This window comes from Kitasatospora sp. GP30 (assembly GCF_029892145.1).
Classification (GTDB): domain Bacteria; phylum Actinomycetota; class Actinomycetes; order Streptomycetales; family Streptomycetaceae; genus Kitasatospora; species Kitasatospora acidiphila.
In genome coordinates, this window is sequence record NZ_JARZAH010000030.1 from 37,031 (window position 1) to 55,150 (window position 18,120).

The 18,120-nt window shown below is 71.1% G+C and carries 18 protein-coding genes; 8 read left to right on the forward strand and 10 right to left on the reverse strand.

Features of this window, described 5'->3' with window-relative positions; genetic code table 11:
* Positions 1-59: 59 nt before the first annotated feature.
* From P3T35_RS29840 to P3T35_RS29850, 3 genes are all read right to left on the reverse strand, one after another.
* Complete coding sequence (locus P3T35_RS29840; RefSeq protein WP_101382002.1) at positions 60-800, reverse strand: transglycosylase SLT domain-containing protein; 741 nt, start codon at positions 798-800, stop codon at positions 60-62.
* Between the two features lie 400 nt (positions 801-1,200).
* Positions 1,201-2,535 carry a PhoH family protein gene (locus tag P3T35_RS29845; protein WP_101382001.1) on the reverse strand — a complete coding sequence of 445 codons (1,335 nt, stop codon included), beginning with the start codon at positions 2,533-2,535 and terminating at the stop codon, positions 1,201-1,203.
* Between the two features lie 204 nt (positions 2,536-2,739).
* Positions 2,740-3,489, reverse strand: a complete 750-nt coding sequence (locus tag P3T35_RS29850) for an isoprenyl transferase (RefSeq protein ID WP_101385230.1) — start codon at positions 3,487-3,489, stop codon at positions 2,740-2,742.
* A 175-nt stretch (positions 3,490-3,664) separates the two neighbouring features.
* Between P3T35_RS29850 and P3T35_RS40465 the strand changes: the two genes are divergently transcribed.
* From P3T35_RS40465 to P3T35_RS29860, 3 genes are read left to right on the forward strand one after another with little or no spacing between them, the layout of a single operon-like run.
* Positions 3,665-3,823, forward strand: a complete 159-nt coding sequence (locus P3T35_RS40465) for a hypothetical protein (RefSeq protein WP_180356566.1) — start codon at positions 3,665-3,667, stop codon at positions 3,821-3,823.
* A gap of 2 nt (positions 3,824-3,825) precedes the next feature.
* Positions 3,826-4,011, forward strand: a complete 186-nt coding sequence (locus tag P3T35_RS40470) for a hypothetical protein (RefSeq protein WP_180356565.1) — start codon at positions 3,826-3,828, stop codon at positions 4,009-4,011.
* Positions 4,012-4,059: 48 nt separating this feature from the next.
* Positions 4,060-4,941: a hypothetical protein gene (locus P3T35_RS29860; protein WP_143676886.1), complete on the forward strand. Its 882-nt coding sequence runs from the start codon at positions 4,060-4,062 to the stop codon at positions 4,939-4,941.
* An 8-nt stretch (positions 4,942-4,949) separates the two neighbouring features.
* Here P3T35_RS29860 and P3T35_RS29865 read toward each other — a convergent pair whose 3' ends face one another.
* On the reverse strand, positions 4,950-5,651 hold the full coding sequence (locus P3T35_RS29865) for an A24 family peptidase (protein ID WP_180356564.1): 702 nt from the start codon (positions 5,649-5,651) through the stop codon (positions 4,950-4,952).
* 117 nt (positions 5,652-5,768) lie between these two features.
* On the opposite strand from P3T35_RS29865, the gene P3T35_RS29870 reads away from it, so the two are divergent.
* Positions 5,769-6,983, forward strand: coding sequence for a pyridoxal phosphate-dependent aminotransferase (locus P3T35_RS29870; protein ID WP_101381999.1), 1,215 nt, complete (start codon positions 5,769-5,771; stop codon positions 6,981-6,983).
* Positions 6,984-7,067: 84 nt separating this feature from the next.
* Here P3T35_RS29870 and P3T35_RS29875 read toward each other — a convergent pair whose 3' ends face one another.
* Positions 7,068-8,894: a phosphoenolpyruvate carboxykinase (GTP) gene (locus P3T35_RS29875; RefSeq protein ID WP_101381998.1), complete on the reverse strand. Its 1,827-nt coding sequence runs from the start codon at positions 8,892-8,894 to the stop codon at positions 7,068-7,070.
* A gap of 276 nt (positions 8,895-9,170) precedes the next feature.
* Here P3T35_RS29875 and P3T35_RS29880 point away from each other — a divergent pair, with 276 nt between their 5' ends.
* Positions 9,171-9,902, forward strand: coding sequence for a hemolysin III family protein (locus tag P3T35_RS29880; RefSeq protein WP_101385228.1), 732 nt, complete (start codon positions 9,171-9,173; stop codon positions 9,900-9,902).
* On the opposite strand, the gene P3T35_RS29885 is transcribed toward P3T35_RS29880, so the two are convergent.
* From P3T35_RS29885 to P3T35_RS29905, 5 genes are all read right to left on the reverse strand, one after another.
* Positions 9,798-10,190: a hypothetical protein gene (locus tag P3T35_RS29885; RefSeq protein WP_143676884.1), complete on the reverse strand. Its 393-nt coding sequence runs from the start codon at positions 10,188-10,190 to the stop codon at positions 9,798-9,800. The genes P3T35_RS29880 and P3T35_RS29885 overlap by 105 nt on opposite strands.
* A gap of 144 nt (positions 10,191-10,334) precedes the next feature.
* Positions 10,335-11,183, reverse strand: coding sequence for a GNAT family N-acetyltransferase (locus P3T35_RS29890; protein WP_101381996.1), 849 nt, complete (start codon positions 11,181-11,183; stop codon positions 10,335-10,337).
* A 46-nt stretch (positions 11,184-11,229) separates the two neighbouring features.
* A complete protein-coding gene (locus P3T35_RS29895; RefSeq protein WP_101381995.1) occupies positions 11,230-13,275 on the reverse strand; it encodes a thioredoxin domain-containing protein in 2,046 nt (681 codons plus the stop codon).
* Between the two features lie 92 nt (positions 13,276-13,367).
* A complete protein-coding gene (locus P3T35_RS29900) occupies positions 13,368-14,048 on the reverse strand; it encodes a response regulator transcription factor (protein ID WP_101381994.1) in 681 nt (226 codons plus the stop codon).
* The gene (locus P3T35_RS29905; protein ID WP_101381993.1) at positions 14,045-15,178 is read right to left on the reverse strand and encodes a histidine kinase; all 1,134 of its coding nucleotides are present in this window, start codon (positions 15,176-15,178) and stop codon (positions 14,045-14,047) included. The genes P3T35_RS29900 and P3T35_RS29905 overlap by 4 nt, the downstream gene beginning before the upstream one ends.
* 190 nt (positions 15,179-15,368) lie before the next feature.
* Here P3T35_RS29905 and P3T35_RS29910 point away from each other — a divergent pair, with 190 nt between their 5' ends.
* The 3 genes from P3T35_RS29910 to P3T35_RS29920 are packed head-to-tail and all read left to right on the forward strand — an operon-like array spanning position 15,369 to position 17,999.
* Positions 15,369-16,067 (forward strand): hypothetical protein, encoded by a 699-nt coding sequence (locus tag P3T35_RS29910; RefSeq protein WP_101381992.1) that lies wholly within the window; start codon positions 15,369-15,371, stop codon positions 16,065-16,067.
* Entirely contained in the window at positions 16,064-17,791 is a 1,728-nt protein-coding gene (locus tag P3T35_RS29915; protein WP_280708495.1) for an ABC transporter ATP-binding protein, read from the forward strand. The genes P3T35_RS29910 and P3T35_RS29915 overlap by 4 nt, the downstream gene beginning before the upstream one ends.
* Before the next feature lie 43 nt (positions 17,792-17,834).
* A complete protein-coding gene (locus tag P3T35_RS29920; RefSeq protein ID WP_180356563.1) occupies positions 17,835-17,999 on the forward strand; it encodes a hypothetical protein in 165 nt (54 codons plus the stop codon).
* Positions 18,000-18,120 lie beyond the last annotated feature (121 nt).

Here is an 18,120-nt window from a genome sequence, read left to right on the forward strand (position 1 = left end):
CCCCCGGCTCAGAAGGCCGAGGGCTTTCGGGGATCCGGTCCCCAAGTGACAAGGGGGCTTTAGTACCAGCTGTGCGCCTGCCAGAACGACCAGGCGCCGCACGGGCTGCCGTAGCGGTCGTTCATGTAGCCGAGGCCCCACTTGATCTGGGTGGCGGGGTTGGTGCGCCAGTCGGCACCGGCCGAGGCCATCTTGGAGCCGGGCAGCGCCTGCACCAGGCCGTAGGAGCCGGACGACGGGTTGACGGCCGTGTAGTTCCAGCCGCTCTCGCGCGTCACGATGTTGCTGAAGCACTGGAACTGGGAGGAGTCGCCCACGATGCTCGCGGCGAGCGCCTGCACCGACCCCGGGCTGTACGAGGTGGCGGGCGTCGAGTCCGACGAGGAGGAGTCCGACGTGCTAGTGACTGCCAGCTGGGAGCGTGCCTTGGCGCGGTTGGCGGCCTCCTGCTGCGCCTGGGCGGCAGCCTGGGCCTTGGCGGCGGCATCGGCGGCGGCCTTGTCGGCGTCGGCCTTGGCCTGCGCGTCAGCGGCGGCCTTCACCCGAGCGGCCTCGGCAGCGGCCTGCTTGGCCACGGCGTCGGCCTGCTGCTGCTGAGCCGTCGCCTGCTGGCCGATGTTGTCGCTGATGGCCTGCGCGTCGGTGCCCGACGGGACGTCGGCGAGCAGGGTGGCGCCCGCGATGTCCGCAGCCTGAACCGGCTTGGCCTCGCTGCCCGAGGCCATACCGACCACGGCACCGACAGCGGTGACCGCGGTGGCGGAGGCCACGGCAACTCCCCGGACCGAGATCCGAGTCACATGGTTTCCTTCCAGCGTCGCCCTCGCGTGACCGTGAGGACGAAACATGCCCCTGGTCACTGGCCTCCACTGCTGCTGGTCACGGGAGACTCTGGCCCGGTGTCCGCCCCGGCAGAGCCGGAGCTGACATGAAGATCGGGCGGCGTACGGTCCGTCCATATTCAGTTGACGCCCAATACAGGGGCCGTACGCGGGGCCTGACAGAACCCACACGATGCCCCAAGGGGACGCGGCTGCGCAATTCCCGGTTGCGTGGCGAAGCTCACATGCCATCCCGACAGGTGAATTGACAGTTCGCCGGACAGTACGCGCCCCGATGTGCTGACAATCCGCCCGGCGCGGGCCAAAACCCTTGCGCCGGACGGATTGTTCGACTACCCGACGATCAACTGCGGCGCCGTCAGGGCTGGATGTCCTCCAGCATCTCGGTCACCAGCGCGGCGATCGGGGAGCGCTCGGAGCGCGTGAGGGTGATGTGTGCAAAGAGTGGATGCCCCTTCAGCTTCTCCACTACCGCCACCACTCCGTCATAGCGCCCCACTCTGAGGTTGTCCCGCTGCGCCACGTCGTGGGTGAGCACCACCCGCGAACCCTGGCCGATCCGGGAGAGCACCGTGAGCAGTACGTTCCGTTCCAGCGACTGGGCCTCGTCCACGATCACGAAGGCGTCGTGCAGCGACCGGCCCCGGATATGGGTGAGCGGCAGCACCTCCAGCATCCCGCGGCCGATCACCTCTTCTATGACCGCGGGCGTGGTGACCGCCCCGAGGGTGTCGAAGACCGCCTGGGACCAGGGGTTCATCTTCTCCGACTCGCTGCCCGGCAGATAGCCCAACTCCTGGCCGCCGACCGCGTACAGGGGCCGGAACACCATCACCTTGCGGTGCTGGCGGCGCTCCAGCACGGCCTCCAGCCCGGCGCAGAGCGCCAGGGCGGACTTGCCGGTGCCGGCCCGGCCGCCGAGCGAGACGATCCCCACCTCGGGGTCGAGCAGCACATCGAGCGCCACCCGCTGCTCGGCGCTGCGCCCGCGCAGCCCGAACGCCTCCCGGTCGCCGCGCACCAGCTTGACCCGGCCGTCCACGGTGACCCGGCCCAGTGCCCGGCCGCGCTCCGAACTGAGCACCAGTCCGGTGTGGACCGGCAGCTCCTGGGCGCCGTCGACCGGGACGGGGGTGTCGTGCGGCGCTCCGAACAGGTCGTCAACCTGGTCGGCCGAAACGGACAGTTCAGACATCCCGGTCCAACCGGAGGTGATCGCCAGCTCCGCCCGGTACTCCTCGGCGAGCAGCCCGACCGCGCTCGCCTTGATCCGCATCGGCAGATCCTTGGAGACGACCGTGACGTCGTACCCCTCCGCCTGCAGGTTGCGGGCGACCGCGAGGATCCGGGTGTCCGCCTCGCCGCCGCCGATCCGGTAGCCGGCCGGGAGCACCGAGGGGTCCGAGTGGTTGAGCTCGACTCGGATCGAGCCGCCGAAGTCGCCGACCGGGATCGGCTCGTCGAGCCGTCCGTGGCGGATCCGGTAGTCGTCTAGCAGGCGCAGGGCCTGGCGGGCGAAGTAGCCCAGTTCTGGATGGTGCCGCTTGGCCTCCAGCTCGGTGACCACGACCACCGGGAGCACCACCTCGTGCTCCGCGAACCGGGTCATGGCCAGCGGGTCGGCCAGAAGCACACTGGTGTCGAGGACGTACGTGCGCCGGTCTGGTGTCCGGCGGCTCTTGGTACTGACCACTAGGCCTCCAGGGCGGGTGACCCTGCGTCACCCGCGGCTCACCGGCCCCCGTGCCCCTGTTGGTCAGAGTGCCGGTCTGCCATGTGTATGCCCTGACGGCCTGTCGGACATGCCCGTGAGAAGCCAAGACGTTGATCAGTAGACGTGAATTCTTGGTGACACGGTGTGCCGGATGCCCCGAGGTCAGCGGCCCTGGAGCCGAGGTCAGCCGCCGTAGCGGCGGTGCCGCTGCTCGTAGGCACGCAGTGCTCGCAGGAAGTCAACCTTGCGGAAGGCCGGCCAGTATGCCTCGCAGAAGTAGAACTCGCTGTGCGCGCTCTGCCAGAGCAGGAAGCCGCTGAGCCGCTGCTCGCCGGAGGTGCGGATGACCAGGTCGGGGTCGGGCTGGCCCTTGGTGTAGAGCCGCTCGGCGATGTGCTCCACGTCCAGGATCTCCACCAGCTCCTCGATCGAGGTGCCGCGGTCGGCGTGCTCCTGGAGCAGCGAGCGGACGGCGTCGGCGATCTCGTGCCGACCGCCGTAACCCACCGCCACATTGACCGTGATGCCCTCCAGGTGCTCGGTCGCGGCCGCGGCCTCCTTGAGGATCTTCGCGGTCTTCGCGGGCAGCAGGTCCAGGGTGCCGATCGGGTTGACCTTGTAGCACTTCAGCTCGGCCAGCCCGGTCACCGCGTCCTCGATGATGCCGAGCAGCGGCACCAGTTCGTCCGCCGGGCGGGAGAGGTTGTCGGTGGAGAGCATCCAGAGGGTGACGACCTCGATGTTGGTCTCGTCGCACCACCCCAGGAACTCGACGATCTTGTCGGCGCCGCGCTGGTGGCCGAAGACGGTGGTGCCGCCGGCCTCCTTGGCCCAGCGGCGATTGCCGTCCATGATCACGCCGACGTGGTGCGGCGTCTTGCCGAGGTTGACCTCGACCCGCTGCCCGTACAGCCGGTACAGGCCGCCGAGCATGGTGCGCAGCCCTGGAGTGCGCTCGACGACATCGCGCAGACCCATGTGTTTCCAGCTCCTCCGAGCACTACCCCTTGGACCTCGGCCCTGGCTGCCATAGGTCCCGGGGCAGCGTACTCCGGACCGCCCACCTGCGGGAAAGTCGCCAGTCGAACGTCCGGTCGAGGCACCCCTCGTGCCCGCGTCCGCGCCCACCTGCATGTCGCAGGCGCTGCACACCCTGGCCGCCCAGGTCGGCCCCGACTTCGTGCTGACCATGGCCCCGCAGACCATGGACATGTACACCACCGGCAGCCCGTACTTCCAACGGGCCTGGCCACCAAGGACATCCTGACCGTGGTCAACACCCAGTTCTACAACTCGGGCGGCATGCCCGGCTGTGACGGCAAGAACGACAACCAGGGCACCGAGGACTTCATCACCAGTCAGGTCTGCACCTCCACCGGGCCTGCCGCACCATCCAGGTGCGGCAGGCCAGTTACTGCTTCTGGTACCCCCTCTTGCGGCGCCGCCACCCGCTAGGTGTATGACTGTCACACTAATTCTTCATCATGTGGGGGGCACGCAACCATGCGTCACACCATGCTCAAGCGGCTCGGCATCGGGCTGCTGGGCGCTGCTGCCGCACTCGGAACGGTCGCCGCGCCGGGCGCGTCGGCTGGTACCGGGCCGTCGACCTGCCCGACCAAGCAGCCGGCGCCGGTCCGGATCGCGACCGGCCAGGCGTTCGGCTCCGGCCAGCGCATCACCTCCGGCGACACCGCACTGGCCATGCAGCCCGACGGCAACCTGGTGCAGTACCTGGTGCGCCCGGACTGCCAGAACGGCCCGGTGCTGTGGTCGAGCAACACCTACGGCAACGCCGGCGCCTACGCGGTCATGCAGTCGGACGGCAACTTCGTGATCTACCGCGCGAACGGCGGCCCGTCCACCGGCGGCGCCCTGTGGAGCTCCGGCACCTGGGGCCAGGCCGGCGCGACCGCCTCGTTCGACGGCGGCGCCCTGCGGGTGCACAACGGGACCAGCGTGCCGTGGCAGAACGTCAGCGGCTACCTGCCCGCCCGCGACACCAGCAACAACCCGCTGCAGCAGGTCAGTGACCGGCTGCTGCCCGGCTACCCGATGGCCAACGGCAGCTGGGCGGAGTCCGGCTCGGTGTGGCTGGTGCAGCAGAACGACGGCAACCTGGTGCTCTACCGCAAGAGCGACGGCACCGCGCTGTGGACCGCCAACACCTGGGGTCACCCGGGTGCGCGCACCGACATCAGCACCAGCGGCACCGTGGAGGTCGTCCAGAACGGCTCGCGCGTGTGGTCGAACCCGATGACCCAGCCGTCCACCCCGGGCTCGTACCTCAAGGTGCAGGACGACGCCAACGTCGTGCTCTACCGTCCCAACACCTCGGACGCCGCCAACGCCCTCTGGTCCACCGGGACTTGGGGCAAGGGCTGACCAAGCCCTCAACCGGCTGAAGCCAGGACCCCCAGCAGCGCGCCCAGCAGCATGCACGGGCCGAACGGCAGGGGGTCCTTGGCTTTGGCGCGGCCGGTCGCCAGCAGCACGACGCCCCAGACGGCCGCCAGCAGGAACCCGGCCAGCCAGCCCTGGAACAGGGTGCGCCAGCCGTACCAGCCGAGCAGCGCGCCGAGGGTGGGGGCCAGCTTGGCATCGCCCAGGCCCATCGGGCCGGCCAGCGCCATCGCGCCGTAGACCGCGAGGAAGAGCAGCGCGCCGAGCAGGCAGCGGGTGAGGGCACCGGTCCGCTGCGTCAGCAGACCGGCGGTCACCAGCAGCACCGCCGTGCCGCCGGCCAGCGGCAGGGTCAGCGCGTCGGGCAGCCGGTGCACCGCGAGGTCCACGAAGGCCAGCACCACCCCGAACAACGCCACCCAGCAGAGCACCGGCACGACCGGCCAGCCCGCCACCGAGCCGATCGCCGCACCCGCCGCCACCGCGGCCAGCTCCACCGTCCCCGCCCGGGCCCCGACCGCCGTCCGGCAGCCGCGGCAGCGCCCGGTGGGCGGCAACGCCAGCAGTCCCCGCCCGCACCCGGGGCAGCGGGCCGCCGGCTCCCCGTATCCGACGGCGTACCGGGCCGCCGCCCCCCGCAGCCAGGGCGCGGCGACCGCGCCCGCGAGCATTCCGCCGACCAGTCCGATCACGCAGACCCCTCTACCCGTCCGGGCGGCGGCCACGCCCGCCGCGGCACACCGTGATCCGCGTCGCTCCTGCGCCGCATTCGGCGCGACGGCGGGCGGTGGGCCCGTATCGTTTTGCGCATGCAGGTCACCCAGTCCAGCAAGCTCGCCAATGTCTGCTACGACATCCGCGGTCCGGTGCTCGACGAGGCGATGCGGCTGGAAGGCCAGGGGCATCGCATCCTCAAGCTCAACACCGGCAACCCGGCCGCCTTCGGCTTCGAGGCCCCGCCCGAGATCCTGCACGACATCCTGCAGAACCTCGCCTCGGCGCACGGCTACGGCGACTCCAAGGGCCTGCTGTCGGCCCGCCGCGCGGTGGTGATGCACTACGAGGAGCGCGGCCTGCACGGGCTGACCGTCGAGGACGTGTTCCTGGGCAACGGCGTCTCCGAGCTGATCCAGCTCGCCATGACGGCACTCCTGGACCACGGCGACGAGGTGCTGGTGCCCGCGCCCGACTACCCGCTGTGGACCGCCTCGGTCTCGCTGGCCGGCGGTACCGCGGTGCACTACCGCTGCGACGAGCAGGCCGAGTGGTACCCGGACCTGGACGACATGGCGGCCAAGATCACCTCCCGCACCAAGGCGATCGTGGTGATCAACCCCAACAACCCGACCGGCGCGGTCTATCCGCGCGAGGTGTTGGAGGGGATCGTCGAACTGGCCCGCCGACACCGGCTGGTGATCTACGCGGACGAGATCTACGACAAGATCCTCTACGACGGCGTGGAGCACGTGCCGCTGGCCACCCTGGCGCCCGACCTGTTCTGCGTCACCTTCAACGGCATGTCCAAGTCCTACCGGGTGGCGGGCTTCCGCTCCGGCTGGATGGTGCTCTCCGGTGACCGGCAGCGGGCCGCCAACTACATCGAGGGCCTGAACGTGCTGGCCAGCATGCGGCTGTGCGCCAACATGCCGGCCCAGCACGCGGTGGCGGCGGCGCTCGGCGGCCGGCAGTCGATCAAGGACCTGGTGCTGCCGGGCGGGCGGCTGCTGGAATCCCGGGACGCCGCCTACCGGCTGCTCAACGAGATCCCCGGGGTGAGCTGCGTCAAGCCGCGCGGCGCGCTCTACGCCTTCCCGCGCCTCGACCCGTCGGTCTACAAGATCAAGGACGACGCGCAGATGGTGCTGGACCTGCTGCGCTCCCAGCGGATCCTGATCGTGCAGGGCACCGGCTTCAACTGGCCCGAGCCGGACCACTTCCGGCTGGTCACGCTGCCGCGCCCGGAGGACATCGAGGACGCGGTCACCCGGATCGGCGAGTTCCTCGCGGGGTACGTCCAGCCCTGACCCCGTCAGCGCGTAAAGGCGGTGCGGCCCTGATGACCTGGTCATCAGGGCCGCACCGCCTTCAGGGAGCAAGCACTGCGGGCATCAGCCCAGGCGCTTCACCAGCGCGTTGTACTCGTCCCAGAGCGCCTCGGGGGTGTGCTCACCGAACATCTCCAGGTGGGCCGGGATCAGCGCGGCCTCCTGGCGCCAGATGTCGGCGTCCACCGAGAAGAGCAGCTCGCGGTCGGCGTCGGCGAGGTCCAGGCCGTCCAGGTCGAAGCCCTCGACCGTGGGCAGCACGCCGATCGGGGTCTCGACGCCCTCGGCGGTGCCCTCCAGGCGGTCGACGACCCACTTGAGCACCCGGCTGTTCTCGCCGTAGCCCGGCCAGACGAACTTGCCGTCGCTGTTCTTGCGGAACCAGTTGACGTAGTAGATCTTCGGCAGCTTGCCGGCGTCGGCCTCGGCGCCGATCTTCAGCCAGTGCGCGAAGTAGTCGCCCATGTTGTAGCCGCAGAACGGCAGCATCGCGAACGGGTCGCGGCGCAGCTCGCCGACCGTGCCCTCGGCGGCGGCGGTCTTCTCGGAGGCGATGTTGGCGCCCAGGAAGACGCCGTGCTGCCAGTCGAATGACTCGGTCACCAGCGGGACGGCGGTGGCCCGGCGGCCGCCGAACAGGATCGCCGAGATCGGCACGCCCGCCTGGTCCTCCCACTCGGGGGCGATGGTCGGGCACTGCGCGGCCGGGACGGCGAACCGCGCGTTGGGGTGGGCGGCCGGAGTGTCGGAGGCCGGGGTCCAGTCGTTGCCGCGCCAGTCGGTCAGGTGCGCCGGGGGCTCCTCGGTGAGGCCCTCCCACCACACGTCGCCGTCGTCGGTCAGCGCGACGTTGGTGAAGACGGTGTTGCCCCAGAGGGTCTTGATCGCGTTGGCGTTGGTGTCCTCGCCGGTGCCGGGGGCCACGCCGAAGAAGCCGGCCTCCGGGTTGATGGCGTAGAGGCGGCCGTCGGCGCCGAACCGCATCCAGGCGATGTCGTCACCGATGGTCTCCACCTTCCAGCCCGGGATGGTGGGCTGGAGCATGGCGAGGTTGGTCTTGCCGCAGGCCGACGGGAAGGCGGCGGCCACGTACTTCGCCTCGCCGCTCGGCGGGGTGAGCTTGAGGATCAGCATGTGCTCGGCCAGCCAGCCCTCGTCGCGGGCCATGGTCGAGGCGATCCGCAGCGCGTAGCACTTCTTGCCGAGCAGGGCGTTGCCGCCGTAGCCGGAGCCGAAGGACCAGATCTCCTTGGTCTCCGGGAAGTGCGAGATGTACTTGGTGGTGTTGCACGGCCACGGGACGTCCTGCTCGCCCTCGGCCAGCGGGGCACCGACGGTGTGCACGGCCTTGACGAAGTCGCCGTCCTCGCCGAGCTGGTCCAGCACGGCCTGGCCCATCCGGGTCATCACGCGCATCGAGACGGCGACGTAGGCGGAGTCGGTGATCTCGACGCCGTAGGCGGCCAGCGGGGAGCCGACCGGGCCCATCGAGAACGGCACGACGTACATCGTGCGGCCCTTCATCGCGCCCCGGAACAGGCCCTCCTCACCGCTGAAGACGGCCCGCATCTCGGCGGGGGCCTTCCAGTGGTTGGTCGGGCCGGCGTCCTCCTCCTTCTCGGAGCAGATGAAGGTCCGGTCCTCGACGCGGGCGACGTCACGCGGGTCGGACGCCGCGTAGTACGAGTTGGGGCGCTTCTCCTCGTTCAGCTTGGTGAAGGTGCCCTGCTCGACCAGCAGGTCGGCGAGCCGCTGGTACTCCTCCTCCGAGCCGTCGCACCACACGACGCGGTCCGGCTGGGTGAGCTCCGCGATCTCGTTGACCCAGGCCAGCAGCTGGGCGTGGCGGGTGGGGGCAGCCGTGCTGACGGCAGAGATCTCGTTCGACACGATCGCTCCGTTTCACGCCTGATCGACCGCGATCAGGGCGTCCGGGGGTTGAGGGTGCTTACACCGTAGCTCCGGCCTTCAAGGGGTAATTGAGCTTCGCGGCACTCTTGCCGGAAACTTTGCTACGTCATGGACAAAAACTGGCAGTTCCTGCTTGAGAGTCGGCAGACCTCAACGTTGCCTCGATCACATCCAACCACTCCAGATTGTCCAAAAGTGTCAGAGGCCACTTCCTACCTGTAGGTAACCTACGGAAGCGTAGGTAGCATGTCGCGCATGACTGCGGATCAGAACGCGCGCGCGGGAGCCACGCTCGGACTTGCCGGCGGCTCGCTGGGGGTTGCGGGGGCAGCCGAAACGGAACGGGCCCTACCGGCGAAACCGGCTTGGCGGGGGTGGCTGCACGCGGGGATGTTCCCGGCCGCGCTGGCCGCCGGCATCGTGCTGATCTGCCTGGCGGACTCCACCGAGGCCCGGATCGCCTGCGCGCTCTACTCGGTGACCGCCTGGCTGCTGTTCGGCGTCAGCGCCGTCTACCACCGGTGCACCTGGGGACCGCGCGGCGAGGCGATCCTGCGGCGGCTGGACCACGCGAACATCTTCCTGATCATCGCGGGCACCTACACGCCGTTCACCATCCTGCTGCTGCACGGCGGACGGCAGGAGCTGCTGCTCTGGCTGGTCTGGGGCGGCGCGCTGGCCGGCATAGCGTTCCGGGTGTTCTGGGTCGGCGCGCCGCGCTGGCTCTACACACCCTGCTACCTCGCGCTGGGCTGGGCCGCGATCTTCTTCATGCCGGACTTCCTGCACACCGGCGGCGTCGCGGTGATCACCCTGATGATCGTCGGCGGTGTGCTCTACAGCGTGGGCGGCGTGATCTACGGGCTCAAGCGGCCCGATCCGTCACCGCGTTGGTTCGGGTTCCACGAAGTCTTCCACGCCTTCACCCTTGGGGCCTTCATCGTGCAGTACGTGGGCGTCTCCCTGGTGGCCTACACCACCGCCTGACCTCCCGTACCGGGCCGCGCGGGAGTTGTGCGCCGCGGTGCGCAGCTCCCGGGCCCGGGCGCACCGGTCGCAGTGCGCGGCGTCCGGGCGGTGGTCCGCCCGGTGGTGCGGGTCATGGGCCAGATGCCGGAACCGGCGGCCGACATGGATCATCACCAGCAGCGCCTCGACCCCGGCGACCGCCCAGACCAGGGGCGCGCCCCCGCCCAGATAGGCGGCCACCACCGCGAGCGCCGCACCGACCACCACGACCGTGCCCCAGAACTGCAGATCCTGAGCATCCTTCACGGCCATCGCCACCTCTCCCCATCCTGACCCAGTGGCACATCGTATCCACTGACAGTGACAGGGAGTAGCCGTTGCCGGGCGAACACTGCATCAATGTTTCATCAACTCCCGGTGCCCGCACGGTTCGCGTGGCCACCAACCGTTCTACTGACGGAAGTTGATGATCACACTGTCCGCAACCGGCCGGAACCCGATCTTCTGGTAGATGGAGTTGCTGGTCGGGTTCGCCAGGTCGGTGTAGAGCAGCACCTCGGTGGCACCGCGCTCCCGGGCCACCTCGCAGATGCCGGCGGTCACCGCGCTGGCGTAGCCGTGGCCGCGCGCCTCGGGCGGGGTGTAGACCGGGCCGATCCGGGTCATCCCGACGATCACCTGGGACAGCCCCGCGAGCGAGACCGGGCGGCCGGCCTCGTCCTCCCAGATGAAGAACTCACCGGCCAGGGTGCGCTGGGTGGCTATGCCCGCGGCGTCGAAGCCGGGGAACCCGACGAACTCGAAGAAGTCCGCCAGCCAGGGCACCAGCAGCTCGTGGTCGTCCGGGGTGGCCGGGCGCAGCCGCCCCGGCGCCACCGGCACCGCCAACTCGCCGAGCCGGTAGAGCCGCTGCTCCTCGTGGACGGTCGCGGTGGCTCCGGTGTGCGCGGCCCAGGCGTCGGCGAAGGCCCGGGCCTCGACCGTCCCGCCGCCCACCCCGGTCACATCCGGCTCGTCGGCCAGCAGGTCGGCCAGCTCCACGGCGGCCCGCACCGGCATGGTGCTCAGCCGGATCCCCTGCGGCGGCGTCTGCAGCCAGGCTCCGGCCACCGGCGCGTCCGCGCTCGGCCGCCACCAGCCGTGCCGCGGCGCCTGCTCGGGGTCACCGCCGGTCAGCCGGCCCTGCTCCAGGCGGTGCAGCAGGGTCAGCAGCACGGTGTTCTCGGCCGGGTAGGCGGTCAGGAAATCGCCGGCCTGGGTGCGGTACTCGGGCAGCGAGTCGGTGAAGGTCCACGTCATCCACCGATCCTGGGCCATCGGCAACCGGTCGCGCACCCGGTTTTGGCTACCGGCGGGCGGCCACCTTGACGGCCAGCTCCGCCACGCTGGAGGTCGGCGCCTCGCAGGCGAAATGCCGGCAGACGTAGGCGGCCGGAGCGCCGTCCAGCAGCGGACGGTCGGCCAGCAGCGCCACCTCCGCCTCGCCGCCGGGCACCCCGCAGGCCACCACGGCGCCCGGTGCGGTACCGAGCAGCGCGGTGCGGTGCAGCTCGGCGGTGCGCGGGTCGTCCGCCGGGCCGACCACGGCCACCTCGCGCGGGCCGTCCAGCAGCGCCTCGGCGGCGGCCAGGCCCCAGCCGACGAACCGCGGCGCCCGGACGCCCAGCGCGCCGACCACGCCCAACGCCCGCTCGGCGGCGGTGCGGTGGCGCTCCGAGCCGGTGTACGCGGCGTAGGACAGCAGTGCCTGGGCGGCGGCCGTCCAGCCGGACGGGGTGGCGTTGTCGGTCGGGTCCTGCGGGCGCCGGATCAGCTCCTCGGCGTCGTTCGCGGTGTCGTACAGGCTGCCCGAGGCCTCGTCGGTGAAGTGCAGCAGGACGGTGTCCAGCAGCCCGCCGGCCAGCTGCAGCCAGGAGGCCTCGCCGGTCACCGCGTACAGCGCGAGAAAGCCCTCGGCAGTGTCCGCGTAGTCCTCCAGCACCCCGGCGTTGCCGCCCGGCTTGCCGTCCCGGGAGGTGCGCAACAGGCGCCCGGCGGCGTCCAGATGGACCGAGAGCAGCAGGTCGGCGGCCCTCGTTGCGGCCTCCACCAGGTCGGGGCGGTCCAGCAGCGCGCCGCACTCGGCCAGCGCGGCGATCGCCAGCCCGTTCCAGGCGGCCACCACCTTGTCGTCCCGGGCCGGCGCGGGGCGCTCGGCACGGGCCCGCAGCAGCCGCGTCCTGATCTCCTGGTACTCCGCCAAGTCATCGGGGTCATTGAGCAGTTGGAGCACCGAGGCGCCCTGCTCGAAGGTTCCCTCGGCGGTCACGGAGAACAGCCGGGCCGCGCTCGCGGCGTCCGCCGGGCCGAGCGCGTCCACCAACTGCCCCGGCTCCCAGACGTAGTAGGCCCCCTCGGCGGTCTGCCCGGTCTGCGGGTCGACGCTGTCCGCGTCCAGCGCGGAGGCGAACCCGCCCTCAGAGGTGCCGAGTTCGCGCAGCATGAAGTCCGCGGTCTCCAGGGCGACCCGGCGGGCCAGCGGGTCGCCGGTGGCCCGCCACAGGTGCAGGTAGACCCGGCAGAGCAGGGCGTTGTCGTAGAGCATCTTCTCGAAGTGCGGCACCACCCACTCGGCGTCCACCGAGTACCGGGCGAAGCCGCCGGCCAGCTGGTCGTAGATGCCGCCGCGGGCCATCGCCTCGGCCGTCCGCGCCACCAGCTCCAGTGCCTCGGGCGACTCGGTCCTGGCGTGGTGGCGCAGCAGGAACTCCAGCACCATGGACGGCGGGAACTTCGGCGCCCCGCCGAAACCGCCGCGCGCCGCGTCGAAGCCGCGCCGCAGCCCCGCCACCGCCTGCTCCAGCTCCTCGGCCCCGGGCGCCGGCAGGCCGCTCCCGGCCCCGAACACCCCGGCCCGCTCCGCCAGTTCGGCCCGGATCCGCCCGGCCACCTCGGCCACCTCGTCCCGCCGCTCCCGCCAGGCGGCGTCCACCCCCTCCAGCACCTGCCGGAAGCTCGGCATCCCGTGCCGGGGCTGCGGCGGGAAGTACGTCCCGAAGTAGAACGGCTCCTTGTCGGGCGTCAGGAACACCGTCATCGGCCACCCGCCCTGCCCGGTCGCCGCCTGCACCGCCTCCATGTACACGGCGTCCACGTCCGGCCGCTCCTCCCGGTCCACCTTGACGGCGACGAAGCGCTCGTTCAGGTAGTCGGCGAGCCGGGCGTCCTCGAAGCTCTCATGCGCCATCACATGGCACCAGTGGCAGGCCGCGTATCCCACACTCAGCAGCACCGGCACACCCCGCCGCTCCGCCTCGGCGAACGCCTCGGGCCCCCACTCCCACCAGTCCACGGGGTTGTCGGCGTGCTGCTGGAGATAGGGCGAGGTGGCGTCGGCCAGGCGGTTCACCATGGGGGCAGTATCCCAGGAGCCGGGCCTGCCACGGGGAGCGTCCCGCCAACACGCCGACCGCGCGCCCTCGAACCGGGCCCTGGGCGCTGGTGCTATCGGCTGCTGTTCCGTTGATCTGCGCTGCCCGGCATGAGGTGGGACTCCCAGGCCCAGGCGGTGATCTCGCTGCGGTTGCGGGCTCCGAGTTTGTTCTGGATCGCGGCGAGGTGGCCCTTCACGGTGCTGACGGAGATGAAGAGGGCGGCGGCGATCTCCTGGTTGGTGCGGCCCCGGGCGACGGCGCGGATGACGTCGGTTTCCCGGTCGGTGAGCGGGGGGTCGGGCTGGCGGGCCGGGGAGGGTTTGACGGGGGCGAGGTTGCGGAGCAGGCGCAGGGTGATCGACGGGGAGATCAGGGCGTCCCCGACGCTGGCGGCCCGCACGGCGGCGGTGAACAGGGTGGGGTCGCCGTCTTTGAGGACGAATCCGAGGGCTCCGGCCTGGAGGGCGCCGTAGACGTACTCGTCGAGTCCGAAGGTGGTGACGATGACGACCCGGAGCGGGTCGGCGATGCCCGGGCCGGCGAGTGCGCGGGTGACGTCGATGCCGTCGAGGCGGGGCATGCGGATGTCGATGAGGCAGACGTCGGGCCGCAGTTGGCGGGCCAGGGCGACGGCCTCGGCACCGTCGCGTGCTTCCGCGACGACGGTGATGTCGGGCTCGTCCTCCAGGATGAGGCGCAGACTGGTGCGGATCATGGCCTGGTCGTCGGCGACCAGCACGCTGATGCTCACGGGCGGTCTCCGGCATGCAGGGGCAGGGTGGCCCGTACCGACCAGCCGGCGCCGGGCTGCGGACCGGCGTTGAGCGTACCGCCCAGTGCCTCGATGCGCTCGCGCATGCCGACCAGGCCGTAGCCGCCGCGCGGGGAGGCGCGGATCGGGGGGTGCGGCGGGGCATCGTTGCCGATCTCGACGGTGATGTCCGTGCTGTCCTGGGAGACGGTGACGGTCGCCGCGCGGGTGCCGCGGGCATGGCGGGCGATGTTGGTCAGGGATTCCTGGACGACCCGGTACACGGTGGTGGTGACGACGGGTGGCCACGTCGGCGCTGCGGTGGGCAGCCGGAGGTCGACGGCCGGTCCGTGCTCCTCGAAGCGGCGGACCAGGTCGACGAGTTGCTCCTGTCCCGCGGTGACGGCGGCGCCGTCCTCCGCGTCGCGGAGCAGGGCGACCACCCGTCGCATGGCATCCATGGCGTCGGTGCCCGAGCGCTCGATGTCCGCTAGGGCGGCGCCGAGGAGGTCGGGCTGCTTGCGGAGCATGATCTGGGCGGCGTGGGTGTGCATCACGATGCCGGAGACATGGTGGGCGACGACATCGTGCAACTCCCTAGCCAGGGCCAGGCGTTCGTCTCGCCGCACCGCCTCGACGGCGGCCTGGCGGCGATACTCCAGGAAGCGCAGCACGAGCCCCGTGCCGAGACCGGCCAACCAGTACTGGACGCCCTCGTGGAACGAGCCGACGGCAACTGAGGTGGTGACGAGCCGGCCGAGTGTCGTGACCGCGAGCCCGGCCGCGGCGACCACAGCGGCTCGCCAGGGCGGCAGCACCCGTACCGCGGACCCGGCGAGGACGGCCAGCGCCAAGGACGCGGCAACGCCGGGCTGGCCGGTCAGATACCCCATGACGGAGGCGAGGACGGCGGCAGCCGCGACGGACAGGCCGACGGCCACGGCGACCAGCCGGTCGCGCCCCCGGACCAGCGCCGCGACGCACACCACCGCGCTGATGCCACAGTCGAGCAACCAGTCCCGGCGCCCCGCGTCGGCATGCTGGTAGGCCGTCGCTGTCAGCACCGCCGCGAAGGCAAGCCCGAGCAGGACGTTGGTTCGTCTGGCGGCCAGTGCGGCCAGCCGTTCCATCACTCTCACGGTGCTCAGGCTACGGACCCGGTCGCGGCCGCCGAAACAGCCAAAAGGACCGCTCCGATCCGCCCGATCAGTACTTTTGGCCGCTACCAGCCACGGTCGGCGTGAGCAGGCTTGACGGCATGCAACGAGACCTTGACACACCCTCCGGCGACGCGGGCCCCGCACGAGTTGGCAAGCGGACGTGAACCGGTCCATCTGGGCCCGCCTCCGTCTGGAGCTGCGGGTCATCGGCATCGCCCCGCCGCTGACGGCACTGGCGGCAACGCTGGGCGGCGCGATCCTGGTGATCGTCTTGCATGCCACCGGGGCCAGCGCGGAGCACCTCAACCTCGCCGCCGGCGCGGTCCTGGCGGGCTTCGCCCCGGTCGGCACCGCCGTCGCGGCCTCCTCGATCGTGGGGCGTGATTCCGGTGCCGAGCTGGTCATGACCAGCACGGTCTACCGCCGGGTGCTGTTCCTGCGTGTCGGCCTGGTGGTGGCCCCAGCGGCCCTGGTCACGCTGGTGGACGCCGTCGTGTTCCGCGCCTTGAACGCATGGCCCGTGGGGCAGGGCACGGGCGGTTACGTCCTGGTGTGGGCCCCGCCGATGCTCTGGCTGGTCGCACTGGCGATGCTCATCGCGATCGGCCTGCGCAGCCCGGGCGCCGCAAGTGGCCTGATCGGGGGCATCTGGCTGGCCCAGTACCTGATGGGGAGCGCCATCCTGGACAACACGGTGCTGCGGACGCAGTACATGTTCATGGGCGTCGCCGCCAAGGTCCCGGCGCACGAATGGACCGTCAACCGAATCGCCCTGCCCGCCGTCGGCGTCGTCGCCGTGATCGCGGCCGGCCTGCTACTGGGGCGTCCCGAACGATTTGTGGGGAGCGATGCCGCATGACCGCCGTCCTTGAGCGAACCGCCCTGCCGACGACAGCTCGCGGCTGGTGGGCGAAGACCGTCGCGGCCGCCCGCTACGAGTACCTGATGCAGGTGCGCCGCCCGGCGGTCTGGCTGGTCGTGATCGCGCTGATCGCGCTGCGCTGCGCATCGCCCCTCCCGGTGGGGATCAGCAGCATCACGGACCACGCCACGCTGGTCGCGGACTGGGCGGGCAACTTCATCATGCTGTGCCCGATCGGTGTCGGCGCCGTCCTCGCCGACCGCGTCCGGCGGGAGGCCCGGCTGGAGCTGAACGACCTCCTGACCTCGACGCCCACCGGCATCGGCCCGCGCCTGTGGGGCAAGGCCATCGGCGCCGGCGCGGCGACCATCACCCCGGTCGCCGTTGCCTGGGTGGGCCTGCTCGGCTACCTGACCGCCCAGCGCGGGGCCGGGGTGATCCCGGTCGGCCTCGCGGCGTTCGCCGCCATTCTGCTGCCCGGGCTGGTCTTCGTCTCGGCCTGCTCGGTCACCATCCCGTACCTGACCGGGCCCGTGCTGTACCGGCTGGGTCTGTTCGGCTACTGGGTCTGGGGCAACATGGTCGGCCCGCGCTTCAAGATCCCCACCCGCCGGCACGCCCTTCGAAGCCATCGGCGAGTACCCGGCCGGTGCCTGGTTCCACGGCTTCTTGTTCGACGCCAGGGAGCGGGGAATCACCCCGACCGGCGGCGAGGCCGTCCTCAGCATCGCCTTCCTGCTGTTCATGGCGCTCGCCGCCCTCGTGACTACCCAGCTCGTGCTCACCAAGAGGAGCCCGTCATGACCGCGCCCAACGTGACCATCACCGATCTGACCGTCACCTTCCGGCGCGGACAGGTACGCGCCCTCGACGGCATCAGCCTGCGGCTGCCCGCCGGCATGGTCGGTCTGCTCGGCCCCAACGGCGCCGGCAAGACCACCTTCATGCGGGTCCTGACCGGGGTGCTGCTGCCGACCTCGGGCAGCGTCGCGGTGGACGGCACCGAGCTCACGTCGCGCAGCCAGCGCCGAGAGGTCAAGGCCACCACCGGCTACCTCCCCCAGGAGCTCGGCCTGTACCCGGACTTGACGGGCCGCCAGTTCCTCGACTACATGGCGCTGCTCAAGGGCATCACCGACCGGCGCGCCCGCCGCGCCCGCGTCAATGAGGTCCTCGAACTGGTCTCGCTCAGCGATGTCGCCAACCGGAAGGTGAAGGGCTACTCGGGCGGCATGAAGCGCCGCGTCGGCATCGCCCAGGCCATCCTGAACGACCCCCGGCTGCTGATCGTCGACGAACCCACCGTGGGACTGGACCCCGAGGAGCGGCTGCGGTTCCGCAGCCTGCTCGCCAGGCTGGCCGGCGACCGGACGGTGCTGCTCTCCACCCACATCGTCGACGACATCGTGCAGACCTGCCCGAACGTCGTGGTGATCGAGCGCGGGCACGTCGCCTTCCAGGGCGCCATCGGCGACCTCGCCACCCGTGCCGAGGGCATGGTGTGGCACCTCACCCAGCCGGCCACCGCCGTGCCGCCGGACCTGCCCACCGTCAATGTCACCCCCGGCATGGCCGGCACCACCTACCGGGTCATCAGTTCCACCGCCCCCGCCCCGGACGCGGAGCGCGTCAGCGCCACCGTCGAGGACGGCTACATCGCCCTGATGCACGGCACCGGCCCGGAGCGGGCTCAGCGCGGCCCCGACCTGCGCGCCGTCTGACCCCAGCCCAACCGACCCTCGACCGACCCCGAAGGACTAGCAGATGTCCCAGCAGTCGCTCACCGCCCTCCTGGCCGCTTCCCCCGCCGACACCGGCTTCCACCCCGGTCTCTTGGCCTTCGTGTACTACGGCCTCATCATCGCCGCCATCATCGCCACTCCCATCTACGTTGTCCGCCTGGTGCGCGACCGCCGCAAACGTCGTTGAACACCTCCTGAGCACACGGCGGTTGGCGCCTCCCATGGCGCCTCGGGCTCCCACTCCATTGGCCAGGCGGTTCACCTTGGGGGCAGTATCCGAGCACCAAGTGCCTGCCCAGAGGCATCCA

What these genes read in the sequence shown, in the direction of transcription:
- P3T35_RS29850 (WP_101385230.1), bottom strand. Translation starts at nt 3,489, where the DNA reads ATGCTCGGCGGCCTGTACCGGCTGTACGGGCAGCGGGTCGAGGTCAAC.
- P3T35_RS29860 (WP_143676886.1), top strand. Translation starts at nt 4,060, where the DNA reads ATGCGTCACACCATGCTCAAGCGGCTCGGCATCGGGCTGCTGGGCGCT.
- P3T35_RS29870 (WP_101381999.1), top strand. Translation starts at nt 5,769, where the DNA reads ATGCAGGTCACCCAGTCCAGCAAGCTCGCCAATGTCTGCTACGACATC.
- P3T35_RS29880 (WP_101385228.1), top strand. Translation starts at nt 9,171, where the DNA reads ATGACTGCGGATCAGAACGCGCGCGCGGGAGCCACGCTCGGACTTGCC.
- P3T35_RS29890 (WP_101381996.1), bottom strand. Translation starts at nt 11,183, where the DNA reads ATGACGTGGACCTTCACCGACTCGCTGCCCGAGTACCGCACCCAGGCC.
- P3T35_RS29895 (WP_101381995.1), bottom strand. Translation starts at nt 13,275, where the DNA reads ATGGTGAACCGCCTGGCCGACGCCACCTCGCCCTATCTCCAGCAGCAC.
- P3T35_RS29905 (WP_101381993.1), bottom strand. Translation starts at nt 15,178, where the DNA reads ATGGAACGGCTGGCCGCACTGGCCGCCAGACGAACCAACGTCCTGCTC.
- P3T35_RS29915 (WP_280708495.1), top strand. Translation starts at nt 16,064, where the DNA reads ATGACCGCCGTCCTTGAGCGAACCGCCCTGCCGACGACAGCTCGCGGC.
- P3T35_RS29920 (WP_180356563.1), top strand. Translation starts at nt 17,835, where the DNA reads ATGTCCCAGCAGTCGCTCACCGCCCTCCTGGCCGCTTCCCCCGCCGAC.